This window comes from Streptomyces sp. BJ20, from assembly GCF_022869105.1.
Classification (GTDB): Bacteria; Actinomycetota; Actinomycetes; order Streptomycetales; family Streptomycetaceae; genus Streptomyces; species Streptomyces griseoincarnatus.
In genome coordinates, this window is the sequence record NZ_CP094918.1 from 2,588,421 (window position 1) to 2,602,892 (window position 14,472).

A 14,472-nucleotide genomic window follows, 5' to 3' on the forward strand; every position below is an offset into this window, starting at 1 on the left:
GCCATGCGCTTCCGCCACCCCGACGGGTCCACCGTCCACCTCGCCTACTGCACCAACGTCCACCCCGCCGAAACCCTCGACGGCGTCCTCGCCCAGCTCCGTGACCACTGCGAACCCGTCCGCCGCCGCCTCGGCCGGGACCGGCTCGGCATCGGACTGTGGCTGGCCAAGGACGCCGCCCGCGCCCTGGTCACCGACCCCGCCGCGCTGCGCGGACTGCGCTGCGAACTCGAACGGCGGGGCCTGGAGGTCGTGACCCTCAACGGCTTCCCCTACGAGGGCTTCGGCGCCGAGGAGGTCAAGTACCGCGTCTACACACCGGACTGGGCCGACCCCGAACGCCTGGAGTACACCGCGGCCCTCGCCCGCGTCCTCGCCGGACTGCTCCCCGAGGACGTCACCGAGGGCAGCATCTCCACTCTGCCGCTGGCCTGGCGCACCGCCTACGACGACGAGCGCGCGGAGACCGCCCGCACGGCCCTGCGCACCCTCGCCGAACGCCTCGACGCGCTGGAGGAGCTCACCGGGCGCTCCATCCGCGTCGCCCTCGAACCCGAACCGGGCTGCGTCGTCGAGACCACACGGGACGCCATCGCCCCGCTCACCGCGGTCGGACACGACCGCATCGGCATCTGCGTCGACACCTGCCACCTCGCCACCTCCTTCGAAGATCCCGGCACCGCCCTGGACAACCTCGCCCGGGCCGGCGTCCCGGTAGTCAAGTCCCAGCTGTCCGCCGCCCTGCACGCCGAACAGCCGCACCTCCCCGGGGTCCGCGATGCTCTCGCCGCCTTCGCCGAACCCCGCTTCCTGCACCAGACCCGCACAGCCACGGCCGCCGGACTGCGCGGCACCGACGACCTCGACGAGGCCCTCGCCGGGGACGCCCTGCCCGACGCGGGCCCCTGGCGCTCCCACTTCCACGTTCCCCTGCACGCGGCCCCCGCCGCGCCCCTCACCTCCACGCTGCCCGTCCTCACCTCCGCGCTGACCCGCCTGGTCGGCGGACCGCACCCGCTCACCCGTCACCTCGAGGTGGAGACCTACACCTGGCAGGCGCTCCCGCCCGAGCTGCGCCCCCGCGGCCGCGCCCAGCTCGCCGACGGCATCGCCGCCGAACTCACCCTGGCCCGCGACCTGCTGACGGACCTCGGCCTGAAGGAACTCCCATGACCGACCCCACCCCCCTGCTCGTCCTGGACGTCGTGGGCCTCACCCCCCGTCTGCTCGACCACATGCCCCACCTCAAGACCCTCGGGCAGTCCGGCTCCCGCGCCCCGCTCGGCACCGTCCTGCCCGCCGTCACCTGCGCCGCCCAGTCCACGTTCCTCACCGGCACCATGCCCTCCGAGCACGGCATCGTCGGCAACGGCTGGTACTTCCGGGAACTCGGTGACGTCCTGCTGTGGCGGCAGCACAACGGCCTCGTCTCCGGCGACAAGCTCTGGGACGCCGCCCGCCGCGCCCACCCCGGCTACACCGTGGCCAACATCTGCTGGTGGTACGCCATGGGCGCGGACACCGACATCACCGTCACCCCCCGCCCCGTCTACTACGCCGACGGCCGCAAGGAACCCGACTGCTACACCCGGCCGCCCGAGCTGCACGACGAACTCACCGAGAAGTTCGGCACCTTCCCCCTGTTCCACTTCTGGGGACCCGGCGCCGACCTGGTGTCCAGCCGGTGGATCATCGACGCCACCCGTCACATCATGAACACCCGGCGCCCGGACCTGACCCTCTGCTACCTCCCTCACCTCGACTACGACCTGCAGCGCTTCGGCCCCGACGACCCGCGCTCCCTGAAGGCCGCCGCGGACCTGGACGCGGCCCTCGCCCCGCTGCTGGACGACGCACGCGCCGAGGGACGCACCGTCGTCGCCCTGTCCGAGTACGGCATCACCCGTGTGAACCGGCCGGTGGACATCAACCGCGCCCTGCGCCGCGCGGGCCTGCTGGAGGTCCACACCCAGGACGGCATGGAGTACCTCGACCCGATGGCCTCCCGCGCCTTCGCCGTGGCCGACCACCAGATCGCCCACGTCTACGTGCGCCGCCCCGAGGACCTCGACGCCACCCGCGAGGCACTCGACGGACTGCCCGGCATCGAACAGCTCCTCGATGACGAGGGCAAGAAGGCCCATCACCTCGACCACCCGCGCGCCGGCGAACTCGTCGCCGTCGCCGAACCCGACGCCTGGTTCACGTACTACTACTGGCTCGACGACGACCACGCGCCCGACTTCGCGCAGCTCGTCGAGATCCACCGCAAACCCGGCTACGACCCGGTCGAGCTGTTCATGGATCCCCACGACCCCTACGTCAAGGTCAAGGCGGCCGGCGCGCTGGCGCGCAAGAAGCTCGGCATGCGCTACCGCATGGCGGTCGTCCCCCTCGACGCCTCACCTGTTCGTGGCAGCCACGGCCGCCTCCCCGCGAGCGACGACGACGGTCCGCTCCTCATCTGCTCCACCCCCCGCGCTGTCGGCGACCGCGTCGCGGCCACCGACGTCAAGCAACTCCTGCTCCGGCTCGCCGGACTCGGCTGACACCGCACGGCACCACGCCCGCCGAACTCCGACTACCGAGAGTGAAACACACGGCACTGACAACGGCCGGTCCCGCAGCCGCCGGGACCGGCCACGACCGAGAAGGCAGGCACCCGTGACCTCGTACTCCGACCCCTCCCGCCCCGCCGGCGCCGACCCGGCCGCCCTCGCCGACACCCCGGACGAGGCGCTGCGCCGCAGCCTCGGCGTGGCCCGGCGCCGCTTCCTGAGCACCTGCACCGCCGTGGCGGCCGGCGCCGTCGCCGCCCCCGTCCTCGGCGCCGCCCCCGCCCTGGCCCACGGCAGAGACCACGGCCACGGCCACGGCCGCGGCCAGGTGCTCGTCCCGCCGCACAAGCGCGGCATCATCCTCTACACCGTCCGTGACGCCACCGCCCGCGACCCGCTCGCCAGTGACCTGCCCTCCGGCTTCCGCGAGGTGTTCAAGCAGCTCGCCCGGCACGGCTACCGCCAGGTCGAGTTCGCCGGCTACAACCAGCACGCCAACGCCCCCGGCGGCGCGAGCCTGGAGTCGGTCCAGGGCGCCCGGCTGCTGCGCTCCTGGCTCGACGAGTACGGCCTGCGCGCCCAGGGCAACCACGGCTTCATCCCCTCGTCCTGGCCGCTGACCGCCGAGGACAAGGACACCTTCAAGAAGCACCTGGAGATCGCCAACATCCTCGGCATGGACCACATGGGCACCGGCGGCGACCCCACCGGCAGCTCCTACCGCGCCGACTGGGACGTGGCCGCCGACAAGTGGAACGCCCTCGGCGAGATCGCCCGCCGCGAGGGCGTCAAGCTCTACACCCACAACCACGACAGCGCGTACGGCTTCCTGCTCGACCGGGGTCCGCTGGACGACCAGGGCCGTCCGACCCGCAGCTCCGGGATCCGGAAGCTGGAGTACTTCCTGAAGGTCACCGACCCCAGGCTGGTGTGGCTGGAGATGGACATCTTCTGGGCGCACGTCGCCCAGTACAAGTTCCACACCTACACCGCGCCCGACGGCTCCACCCGCAGGAACGTCTTCGACCCGGCGGGCCTGGTCACCCGGTACAACAAGCGCTACCCGCTGTTCCACGCCAAGGACGGCGTCGTCGACACCACCAACGGCATGGGCTGGGACATGGTGCCCTTCGGCACCGGTGACATCGACTACACCACGTTCTTCTCCCGCGTCGGGCTGAGCAACTACCGCAACCCGATGGTGGAGGACGACAACTCCCCGAGCGCTACCGACCCGGCGCAGTCGCTGCGCGAGGCGAAGATCAGCTACGACAACATGGCGGCCCTGCGCCGGCGCCGCGGCTGACCGCGTGACGACGGACCGGGCGGGAGCCGCTCGTCAACCCTCGCCCAGCGGACGCGGGTTGGGCGTCACCTTCTTGCTCCTCGAACGTCCTGGCGGGGTCAGGAACAGCGCGACGAACCCGGCGAAGAGCGAGATGCCGCCCGCGAGACCGAAGGCGCCGTTGTAGCCCCACGCGGCCACGACCATGGACCCCATGCCCGCGCCGAGCCCGGAGACCAGCTTGGAGCTGTACACCATGCCGTAGTTGGTGGCGTTGTTGTTCTCCCCGAAGTAGTCCGCCGTCAGTGCCGCGAACATCGGGAAGATGGCGCCGCCGCCGAAGCCGGAGACGGCGGAGAAGATCAGGAACAGCGGCAGGTTCTTGATCTCCGCCGACCAGATGATGCCGAACTGGGCCAGGCCCAGGATCACGCACACGTACAGCAGACACTGCTTGCGGCCGTACAGGTCGGAGAGCCAGCCGATGACGCCGCGGCCGGTGCCGTTGACGATGGCCTTCAGCGACATCGCGGTGGCCACGATGCCCGCCGCGAAGCCCGCGTCCTCACCGATGTCGACCTGGAACGCGATGCCGAAGATGTTCACGCCCGAGGTACAGGCGAGACAGAACCACATCAGCGCCACGCGGCCGGTCCGCCACGCCTCCATCGGGGAGTACTGCTTGACGGCGGGCGGGTTCTTCTGGAGCGAACGCCGGGCGCGCGGGTCGTCCGGCGGGTTCAGCGGGTCGATCGAGGCCGGCCACCAGTTCTTGGGCGGGTCCCGGAAGTAGAACCCGGCGACCGCCACCACCCCGGCGAGGAACACGCCGGAGGCGACCAGCACCCAGCGGAAGTTGGAGCCGTCCATGTAGCCGTGGAAGATGAAGACGAACGGCACCGAACCGTAGGCGAAACCTCCGTTGACGAAGCCGGTCTTGCCGCCCTTGCGCTCCGGGTACCACTTGCCGACCATGTTGACGCAGGTCGCGTACACCATGCCCGCGCCCATGCCGCTGAACACGCCGAACCCGATGAACGCGAGCGCGACATGCGGCGCGAACGCCAGGGAGAGATAACCGAGCAGCGTGCCGACCGAGCCGAGCATCATCGCCCACCGCGCGGGCAGCTTGCCGTTCTCCCGCAGCCGGCCCGCCGGGAAGGCCACCGCGGCCTGGCAGAACACCCAGGCGGTCATCATCCAGTAGATGCTGCCGCTGGACCAGCTGTGAGCCTCGTGGAGCGTGTCCTCCGCCGACGCGAACGCGTACTCGGCGGAGGAGATGCCCATCATGCCGACCCAGGGCAGGATCACCATCCACTTGCGCTTGCGGCCCATGATGTCGACGTCGGACTCGCCGACGCGGTAGACCCGCCCGTTCCTGTCGGTCACCTCCCGATAGGGGACGACCCGTGTGACATCCGTGGTTGCCATGTAGTTTGCACCCCTTGCGTCGAAAGAACTGGCCAGCGCCCCCTGTCCCATGCCTTTCGTGCGCGCCCGGGTCCGGGGCCGGCCGGCGCGCACCCGCCGGCCGGCCCCCCGCCCCGTCACCTCATGAGCCGCCCCCCATCAGCCCGGCGGCCCGCGCCCAGCGGTACTTGGCGCCCAGCACGGCCACCGGCCGCTCGGTCGTGTACGGGTAGGCCACGACCCCGTGCTCGAAGAGGTACTGGCAGGCCTCCTCGACCTCCACGTCCCCGGCGAGCGAGGCCACCACGGGCTTGGAGACGCCCCGCTCGCGGAACTCCGCCACCACCCGCGCGGTGAGTTCGGCGAACACCATGGGCGGTGTGACGATCGTGTGCCAGTAGCCGAGCACCAGCGCGTGGACGCGCGGGTCCTCGAGACCCAGCCGGATCGTCGCCTCGTACGTCGACGGCGGCTCGCCCCCGGTGATGTCCACCGGGTTCCCGGCCGCGCCGAACGGCGGGATGAACTCCCGGAACGCGGCGTCCAGATCCGGCGGAATCTCCATCAGCGACAGCCCGTTGTCCGTGACCGCGTCCGACAGCAGCACCCCGCTGCCGCCCGCCCCGGTGATGATCACGACGTTGTCGCCCCGCGGGGCGGGCAGCACGGGCAGCGCCCGCGCGTACTCCAGCATGTCGTTCAGCCCCGGCGCCCGGATCACGCCGGCCTGCCGCAGGATGTCGTCGTACACGGCGTCGTCACCCGCGAGCGCCCCCGTGTGCGAACCGGCCGCCTTGGCGCCCGCGGCCGTACGGCCCGCCTTGAGCACCACCACCGGTTTCTTCGGCACGGTCTCCCGCGCGGCCTCGACGAACGCCCGCCCGTCCTTGAGGTCCTCCAGGTGCATCGCGATGCACTCGGTGTGCGGGTCCTCCCCGAACCAGGTCAGCAGGTCGTCCTCGTCCAGGTCCGACTTGTTGCCGAGCCCGACGATCGCCGAGACGCCCGTCTTCGTGGTCCGCGCGAAACCCAGGATCGCCATGCCGATGCCGCCCGACTGGCTGGTCAGTGCCACCCCGCCCTTGACGTCGTACGGCGTGCAGAACGTGGCGCAGAGGTCCTGCCAGGTGGAGTAGTAGCCGTAGATGTTGGGCCCCAGCAGCCGGATGCCGTTCCGCTCGGCGATCGCCACGACCTCCGCCTGGAGTGCGTGCTCACCGGTCTCCGCGAACCCGGACGGGATGAGGACGGCGTTCGGGATCCGCTTGCGCCCCACCTCCTCCAGCGCCGCTGCCACGAACCGGGCGGGTATCGCGAAGACCGCCACATCCACCTCGCCGGGAACGTCGGTGACGCTCTTGTACGCCTTGCGGCCCAGAATGTCATCGGCCTTGGGGTTCACCGGATGGATCTCCCCGGCGAAGCCTCCGTCGACGAGGTTGCGCATCACCGAGTTGCCGATCTTGCCGGACTCGTTGGACGCGCCGATCACCGCCACCGACCGCGGCTGCATCAGCCGCCGCATGGAGGTGAGGATCTCCTCCCGCGAGTACCGGCGGCGCTCCTTCGGCGTCTCCGTGGAGAGGAGCACCCGGATGTCCGCGGCGACCGCGCCCTGCGGCGTCGCGATCACCGGGTTGAGGTCCACCTCGGCGATCTCCGGGAAGTCCGTGACCAGTTCGGACACCCGCCGGATCTGCTCGGCGACCGCCCACCGGTCCACGCCCTCCTGGCCCCGCACCCCGGAGAGGATCTCCGCCGACCGGATGGAGCCGAGCATCGACAGCGCCTCGTCGGCGTCCACCGGCGCCAGCCGGAACGTGACGTCCTTCAGCACCTCGACGAGCACCCCGCCGAGCCCGAACGCCACCACCTTCCCGAAGGTCGGGTCGGTGACCGCGCCGACGATCACCTCCTGCCCCCGCGGCAGCAGCTCCTGCACCTGCACGCCCTCGACACGCGCCCGAGGGTCGTACGCCCGCGCGTTCTCCACGATCCGGCAGAACGCCGCCCGCACGTCCGCCGCACCCTCGACGCCCACGACCACACCGCCGGCGTCGGTCTTGTGCAGGATGTCCGGCGACACGATCTTCATCACCACGGGCCCGCCGAACCGGGCCGCCGCGGCCACCGCCTCGTCGACGTCCCGCGCCAGCTCCTCCCCGGGCACGGCGACGCCGTACGCGTCGGCGATCACCTTGCCCTCCGGCGCGGTCAGCGCGGTCCGGCCCTCGGCGCGCACCGCGTCCAGCAGCGCCCGCACCTTCGCCGTGCGGTCCTCGGCCATCACCTCAGATCACCCCGTTCGACTTGAGCAGATGCAACTCCTCGTCGCCGAGACCGAGTTCGCCGACGTAGACCTCTTCGTTGTGCTCGCCGAGCAGCGGGGAGGCGACCACGTCCACGGGGGAGTCGGACAGCTTCAGCGGGCTGCCCACGGTGACGAACTCCCCGCGCTCCGGATGCGGGACCGTCACCACCATCTCGTTGGCCACCAGCGAGCGGTCCTCGATGATCTCCTTGGTGGACAGGATCGGCCCGCACGGGATGTTGTGCGCGTTCAGCCGCTCCAGCACCTCCCACTTGGGGAGCGTCGAGGACCACTCCTCGATCAGCTGGAACATCTTGTTGAGCTTCGGCAGCCGGGCCTCCGGCGTCGCCCACTCGGGGTCGTCCGCCAGTTCCGGCCGGCCGATCAGCTCGCTGACCGGCTTCCACCCGACGGGCTGCACGATGACGTACACGTAGTCGTTCGGGCCGCCCGGCGCGCACTTCACGGCCCAGCCGGGCTGACCGCCTCCGGACGCGTTGCCCGAGCGGGGCACCTCGTCGCCGAAGTCCTCGTTCGGGTACTCGGCGAGCGGCCCGTGCGCCAGGCGCTGCTGGTCGCGCAGCTTCACCCGGCAGAGGTTGAGCACCGCGTGCTGCATGGCCACGTTCACCCGCTGCCCGCGCCCGGTGCGCTCCCGCTGGAACAGAGCGGCGAGGATGCCGGCCACCGCGTGCACGCCCGTGCCCGAGTCACCGATCTGCGCGCCGGTCGCGAGCGGCGGCCCGTCCTCGAAGCCGGTCGTCGACATCGACCCGCCCATCGCCTGCGCGACGACCTCGTACGCCTTGAAGTTGGTGTACGGGCCGTCGCCGAAGCCCTTGATGGAGGCGTAGACGATCCGCGGGTTGATCTCCTTGATGCGGTCCCAGGTGAATCCCATCCGGTCGATGGCGCCCGGACCGAAGTTCTCGACCATGACGTCCGAACGCCGGATCAGCTCGGTGAGGATCTCCTTGCCGCGCTCGGTCTTGGTGTTCAGGGTGATGCTCCGCTTGTTGCAGTTGAGCATCGTGAAGTAGAGGGAGTCGGCGTCCGGCAGGTCGCGCAGCTGCCTGCGCGTGATGTCACCCGTGGGCGCCTCCAGCTTGACGACGTCGGCGCCGAGCCAGGCCAGCAGCTGGGTCGCGGACGGCCCGGACTGGACGTGGGTCATGTCGAGGACGCGGATGCCCTCAAGTGCCTTGGGGGTCATGGGCGTGCACCTCACTTGTACATGGTCTGGTTCATGGTTCCGGGGGCGTACGCGTCCGGGTCCACCCAGACGTTGATCAGCGACGGCTTGCCCGACTCCCGGGCACGGCGCAGCGCGGGGCCGATGTCGGCGGGGTCGCGGACCTCCTCGCCATACCCGCCGAGCATCCGCGCGAACTCGTCGTAGCGGACGTCCCCGAGGGTGTTGCCGACCCGCTCCCGGTCCTTGCCGTACTTGGCGGCCTGGCCGTAACGGATCTGGTTCATCGAGGAGTTGTTGCCGACGATGCCGACGAACGGCAGGTCGTAGCGGACCAGCGTCTCGAAGTCCCAGCCGGTCAGGGAGAACGCGCCGTCGCCGAACAGCGCGACGACCTCCTTGTCGGGCCGCGCCTGCTTGGCGGCCAGCACGAACGGCACACCGACGCCGAGCGTCCCGAGCGGCCCCGGGTCCATCCAGTGGCCGGGCGACTTGGGCTGCACGACCTGCCCGGAGAAGGTGACGATGTCACCGCCGTCGCCGATGTAGACCGAGTCCTCGGTGAGGAAGTCGTTGATCTCGCTCACCAGCCGGTAGGGGTGGATCGGTGAGGCGTCCGAGCGCAGCTGCGGCAGCCGCTTCTCCAGGGCGGTCTGCTCGGCCGCGCGCAGCTCGTCCAGCCACTCCTTGCGCTTCGACGCACCGCCGTTGACCCGCCCGGAGGCCGCCTCGGTCACCGCCTTCAGCACCAGCCCCGCGTCCCCGACGATGCCGAGGTCGATGTCGCGGTTCTTGCCCACCGTGCGGTAGTCGAGGTCGATCTGCACGACCGTCGCGGCGGGGGAGAGCCGCTTGCCGTAGCCCATGCGGAAGTCGAAGGGCGTGCCGACGATGACGATGACGTCGGCGCCCGAGAACGCGTACCGGCGCGACAGCTGGAAGTGGTGCGGGTCCCCGGGCGGCAGCGTGCCGCGCCCCGCGCCGTTCATGTAGGCGGGGACGTTGAGCGTGCGGACGAGTTCGACGGCCGCTTCGGTGCCCCGGGTCGTCCACACCTGGCTGCCGAGCAGAATCGCCGGCTTCTCGGCGTGCACCAGCAGGTCGGCCAGCTTCTCGACCGCCTCCGGGTCGCCGGGCGAGCGGGTCGAGGCACGGTAGGCGCCCGCCTTCGGCACCCGCGCCTTGTCCGCGGGCACCTTGGCGTCCAGCACGTCGCGCGGGATCTCCAGGAAGGAGGGGCCGGGCGCGCCGTGATAGCACTCGCGGAAGGCCATCGACACCATGTCCGCCGCGCGCGCCGTGTCCGGCACGGTCGCCGCGAACTTGGTGATCGGGTTCATCATGTCGACGTGCGGGAGGTCCTGGAGTGACCCCATCTTGTGCTGGGTGAGCGCCCCTTGGCCGCCGATCAGCAGCATGGGAGACTCCGCGCGGAAGGCGTTGGCGACCCCGGTGACGGCGTCGGTGGTACCCGGTCCGGCCGTGACCACCGCGCAGCCGGGCTTGCCGGTGATGCGCGCGTAGCCGTCGGCGGCGTGGGCGGCGACCTGCTCGTGCCGTACGTCGACGACCTCGATGCCCTCGTCGACGCAGCCGTCGTAGATGTCGATGATGTGGCCGCCGCACAGCGTGTAGATGCGGTCGACGCCCTCGGCCTTGAGGGCCTTGGCGACGAGATGACCGCCGGAGATGACGTCCTGGGTGTCGTCGGGCATGGCGAAGTCCTTGTCCCTTTCCTAGGGGGTGGGGAACGCTCTCGCGGTACATTGCATACAGTCGACGAATACTGTATGAACCTTGTTATCCCGCATCCGATGGGTGGTGTCCAGGGGGTGCGCGGCACTTTTCGGTCGCCGGTTCCCGGCCCTCCGCGGACCCTCCGGCGACGTCACAGACAGGAGCCGAGATGGACCTGTACGAACACCAGGCAAGGGAACTCTTCGCAGACCACGGCATCGTGGTGCCGCGGGCCGAGGTCACCGGCTCGCCCAAACAGGCCCGCGAGATCGCCCGCAGGCTCGGCGGCCGTGTGGTCGTCAAGGCCCAGGTCAAGACCGGCGGACGCGGCAAGGCGGGCGGCGTCAAGCTCGCCGCCGACCCGGCCGCCGCCGAACTCACCGCACGCCAGATCCTCGGCATGGACATCAAGGGCCACACCGTCGAGACGGTGATGCTTGCCCAACCCGTCGACATCGAGAGCGAGTTCTACGTCTCCTACGTCCTCGACCGCGCCGCCGGCGGCTTCCTCGCCATCGCCTCCGCCGAAGGGGGCATGGACATCGAGGAGGTCGCCGCCACCCGCCCCGGGGCCGTCGCACGCGTCCCCGTCGACCCGGCCGAGGGCGTCACCCCGGCCGTCGCCGCCCGCATCGCCGACGCTGCGGGCCTGCCCGCCCGCACCGTCGACATCCTGGTCCGGCTCTGGGAGGTCCTGGTCCGCGAGGACGCCCTCCTCGTCGAGGTCAACCCGCTCGTCAGCACCCGCGACGGACAGATCATGGCACTCGACGGCAAGGTCACCCTCGACGACAACGCCCTTTTCCGGCAGGCGCGTTGGGGTGACGAGGCCGACACGGGTCACGATCCGCTGGAAGCGGCGGCTGCCGCCAAGGGCCTCAACTACGTCAAGCTCGACGGCGAGGTCGGCATCATCGGCAACGGTGCCGGACTCGTCATGTCCACCCTCGACGTGGTCGCCGGCTGCGGCGCCCGCCCCGCCAACTTCCTCGACATCGGCGGCGGCGCCTCCGCCCAGGTGATGGCCGACGGTCTGTCCGTCGTCCTCTCCGACCCGTCGGTCAAGTCCGTCTTCGTCAACGTCTTCGGCGGCATCACCGCCTGCGACGCGGTCGCCGACGGCATCGTCCGCGCGCTGGACACCGTACGGCTCACCAAGCCGCTCGTCGTGCGCCTCGACGGCAACAACGCCGAGCGCGGACGCGCCCTCCTCGACGAGCGCGCCCACCCGCTCGTCGAGCAGGTCACCACCATGGACGGCGCCGCGAGCCGGGCCGCCCACCTCGCCACCACACCCTGAGGAGACCGGACGACATGGCGATCCACCTCACCAAGGAGAGCAAGATCCTCGTCCAGGGCATGACCGGCGGCGAGGGCATGAAGCACACCCGGCGGATGCTCGCCGCCGGCACGAACGTCGTCGGCGGCGTGAACCCGCGCAAGGCGGGCCGCACCGTGGACTTCCCTGACCGGCCGGTCCCCGTCTTCGGCTCCGTCGCCGAGGGCATGGACGCGACGGGTGCCGATGTCACCGTGGTCTTCGTACCGCCCGCCTTCACCAAGGCCGCGGTGACCGAGGCCGCCGACGCCGGCATCGGTCTCGCCGTCGTCATCACCGAGGGCGTCCCCGTCCACGACTCCGTCGCCTTCCTCGACCGTGCGCGAAAGCGCGGCACCCGGGTCATCGGCCCCAACTGCCCCGGCCTGATCAGCCCCGGCCAGTCGGGCGCGGGCATCATCCCCGCCGACATCACCAAACCCGGCCGCATCGGCCTGGTCTCCAAGTCCGGCACCCTCACCTACCAGCTGATGTACGAGCTGCGCGACATCGGCTTCTCCACCTGCGTCGGCATCGGCGGCGACCCCGTCGTCGGCACCACCCACATCGACTGCCTCACGGCCTTCCAGGAGGACCCCGAGACCGACCTGATCGTCCTCATCGGCGAGATCGGCGGTGACGCGGAGGAACGCGCGGCGGCCTACATCCGCGACCACGTCACCAAGCCCGTCGTCGGCTACATCGCCGGCTTCACCGCCCCCGAGGGTCGCACGATGGGCCACGCCGGCGCGATCGTCTCCGGATCCTCCGGTACGGCACGGGCGAAGCAGCAGGCCCTGGAGGCGGCAGGCGTGCGGGTCGGCCGCACCCCTACGGAGACGGCGCGGCACGTGCTGGCCGTGCTGGACTCCGGCGCCTGACCTGCCCGCGGGCCCCTGATCGCCCGGCTTCAGCCGTTGACCTCCCGGCTCACCGGCCCCCGAATCTTCCGGCTCACCGGCCCCCGAATCTTCCGGGGCAGCCCCCTGATCTCTCGACCGTGCACCGAGAGCGGAGCGAACCGTATGCCACCCACCCTCACCCTCAAGTCCGGCACCTCCTGGGACGACGCCTGGCAACGCTGCCTGACCGTCGCCCCGGAGGCCTTCCGTGACGACCGCGTCCTCAACCTCTGGAACGCCGCCTGGCAGGCCGACGGCCGGGCGCTGCCCGCCGTGAGCCCCGTCGACGGCACCCCCGTCGCGGGACCGCCCCGCCTGGACCGGGCCACCGCCCGGCAGGCCGTACGCGCGGCCCTGGACCAGCACCGCGCCTGGCGCCACGTCCCGCTGCCGGAACGCCGCGCCCGCGTCGCCGCCACCCTCGACGCGCTCGCCGAACACCGCGACCTGCTCGCACTCCTGCTCGTCTGGGAGATCGGCAAGCCCTGGCGGCTCGCCCGCGCCGACGTCGACCGGGCCATCGACGGCGTGCGCTGGTACGTCGACGGCATCGACACCATGCTGGACGGCCGCGCCCCGCTCGACGGGCCCGTCTCCAACATCGCCAGCTGGAACTACCCGATGAGCGTGCTGGTCCACGCCCTGCTGGTGCAGATGCTCGCCGGCAACGCGGTCGTCGCCAAGACCCCGACCGACGGCGGCGTCGCCTGCCTCACCCTGGCCACGGCGCTCGCCGCCCGCGAGGGCGTCCCGGTCACCCTCGTCAGCGGCAGCGGCGGCGAGCTGTCCGAGGCGCTTGTGCGGGCGCCGGAGATCGGCTGCGTCTCCTTCGTCGGCGGCCGCGACACCGGCGCCGCGGTCGCCACCGTGGTTGCCGACCTGGGCAAACGGCACATCCTCGAACAGGAGGGGCTGAACACCTGGGGTATCTGGAACCACACGGACTGGGACACCCTCGGCGCGCTCATCCCCAAGCTCTTCGACTACGGCAAGCAGCGCTGCACGGCCTACCCGCGCTTCGTCGTCCAGCGCAGCCTCTTCGACGCGTTCCTCGCCGCCTACCTCCCCGCGGTCCGCGCCCTGCGGATCGGCCACCCCCTCGCCGTCGAGCACCCGGACGACCCGTACCCGGCGCTCGACTTCGGCCCCGTGATCAACGCGGCCAAGGCGAAGGAACTGGACGACCAGGTCGCCGAGGCGATCGACCGGGGCGCCGTCCCGCTGCACCGCGGCACCCCGGCCGACGCCCGCTTCCTGCCCGGCCAGGACACGTCGGCGTACGTCCAGCCGGTCACGCTGCTGAATCCGCCCCGCTCCTCCCCGCTGCACCACGCGGAGCCGTTCGGCCCGGTGGACACGATCGTGCTGGTCGACACGGAGGCGGAGCTGCTGGCCGCCATGAACGCGTCCAACGGCGCGCTGGTGGCCACCCTCTCCACGGACGAACGCGCCACCTTCGAGCGGCTCGCCCCGCACATCCGCGCGTTCAAGATCGGGCACGGGGTGCCGCGCTCCCGGGGAGACCGGGACGAGCTGTTCGGCGGCTTCGGCGCGTCCTGGCGGGGCGCCTTCGTCGGCGGCGAGCTCCTCGTCCGGGCGGTCACCCGGGGCCCGGCGGGGGAGAGGCTGCCGGGGAACTTCCCGGACCACCGGCTGACCCCCTGAGCCGTCCGCGGCCCTCGGCCGCACGGGGCGTGCGCCGGACCGTCCGGCGCCTCCCCGGGACGACGGAAACGCAGGTGAAAGGCACTCCTAA

General features: G+C 71.4%; 10 protein-coding genes. 6 read left to right on the forward strand and 4 right to left on the reverse strand.

All coding sequences use genetic code 11. The annotated features are described in order from the left end of the window. Positions 1-3 precede the first annotated feature (3 nt). The 3 genes from eboE to MTR79_RS11825 all read left to right on the forward strand — a co-directional run bounded on the left by eboE (position 4) and on the right by MTR79_RS11825 (position 3,864). Positions 4-1,173 (forward strand): metabolite traffic protein EboE, encoded by a 1,170-nt coding sequence (gene eboE, locus MTR79_RS11815; RefSeq protein WP_244790063.1) that lies wholly within the window; start codon positions 4-6, stop codon positions 1,171-1,173. Then, positions 1,170-2,549 carry a nucleotide pyrophosphatase/phosphodiesterase family protein gene (locus MTR79_RS11820; RefSeq protein ID WP_175448517.1) on the forward strand — a complete coding sequence of 460 codons (1,380 nt, stop codon included), beginning with the start codon at positions 1,170-1,172 and terminating at the stop codon, positions 2,547-2,549. Before eboE ends, MTR79_RS11820 begins: the two co-directional genes overlap by 4 nt. 115 nt (positions 2,550-2,664) lie before the next feature. Then, complete coding sequence (locus MTR79_RS11825; protein ID WP_244790065.1) at positions 2,665-3,864, forward strand: sugar phosphate isomerase/epimerase family protein; 1,200 nt, start codon at positions 2,665-2,667, stop codon at positions 3,862-3,864. Positions 3,865-3,897: 33 nt separating this feature from the next. On the opposite strand, the gene MTR79_RS11830 is transcribed toward MTR79_RS11825, so the two are convergent. The 4 genes from MTR79_RS11830 to MTR79_RS11845 form a co-directional block, all read right to left on the reverse strand. Continuing rightward, positions 3,898-5,277 carry an OFA family MFS transporter gene (locus tag MTR79_RS11830; protein ID WP_244790067.1) on the reverse strand — a complete coding sequence of 460 codons (1,380 nt, stop codon included), beginning with the start codon at positions 5,275-5,277 and terminating at the stop codon, positions 3,898-3,900. Between the two features lie 121 nt (positions 5,278-5,398). Further along, entirely contained in the window at positions 5,399-7,543 is a 2,145-nt protein-coding gene (locus MTR79_RS11835) for an acetate--CoA ligase family protein (RefSeq protein ID WP_244790069.1), read from the reverse strand. Between the two features lie 4 nt (positions 7,544-7,547). Then, positions 7,548-8,780, reverse strand: coding sequence for a formyl-CoA transferase (frc, locus tag MTR79_RS11840; protein WP_175448513.1), 1,233 nt, complete (start codon positions 8,778-8,780; stop codon positions 7,548-7,550). 11 nt (positions 8,781-8,791) lie between these two features. Beyond that, positions 8,792-10,474, reverse strand: coding sequence for a thiamine pyrophosphate-binding protein (locus MTR79_RS11845; RefSeq protein ID WP_189363625.1), 1,683 nt, complete (start codon positions 10,472-10,474; stop codon positions 8,792-8,794). Between the two features lie 191 nt (positions 10,475-10,665). On the opposite strand from MTR79_RS11845, the gene sucC reads away from it, so the two are divergent. The 3 genes from sucC to MTR79_RS11860 all read left to right on the forward strand — a co-directional run bounded on the left by sucC (position 10,666) and on the right by MTR79_RS11860 (position 14,381). Then, positions 10,666-11,796: an ADP-forming succinate--CoA ligase subunit beta gene (sucC, locus tag MTR79_RS11850; RefSeq protein ID WP_189363626.1), complete on the forward strand. Its 1,131-nt coding sequence runs from the start codon at positions 10,666-10,668 to the stop codon at positions 11,794-11,796. Positions 11,797-11,810: 14 nt separating this feature from the next. Then, complete coding sequence (sucD, locus tag MTR79_RS11855) at positions 11,811-12,695, forward strand: succinate--CoA ligase subunit alpha (protein ID WP_189363627.1); 885 nt, start codon at positions 11,811-11,813, stop codon at positions 12,693-12,695. 144 nt (positions 12,696-12,839) lie between these two features. Continuing rightward, positions 12,840-14,381, forward strand: coding sequence for an aldehyde dehydrogenase family protein (locus MTR79_RS11860; protein ID WP_244790070.1), 1,542 nt, complete (start codon positions 12,840-12,842; stop codon positions 14,379-14,381). The last annotated feature ends 91 nt before the right edge of the window (positions 14,382-14,472 follow it).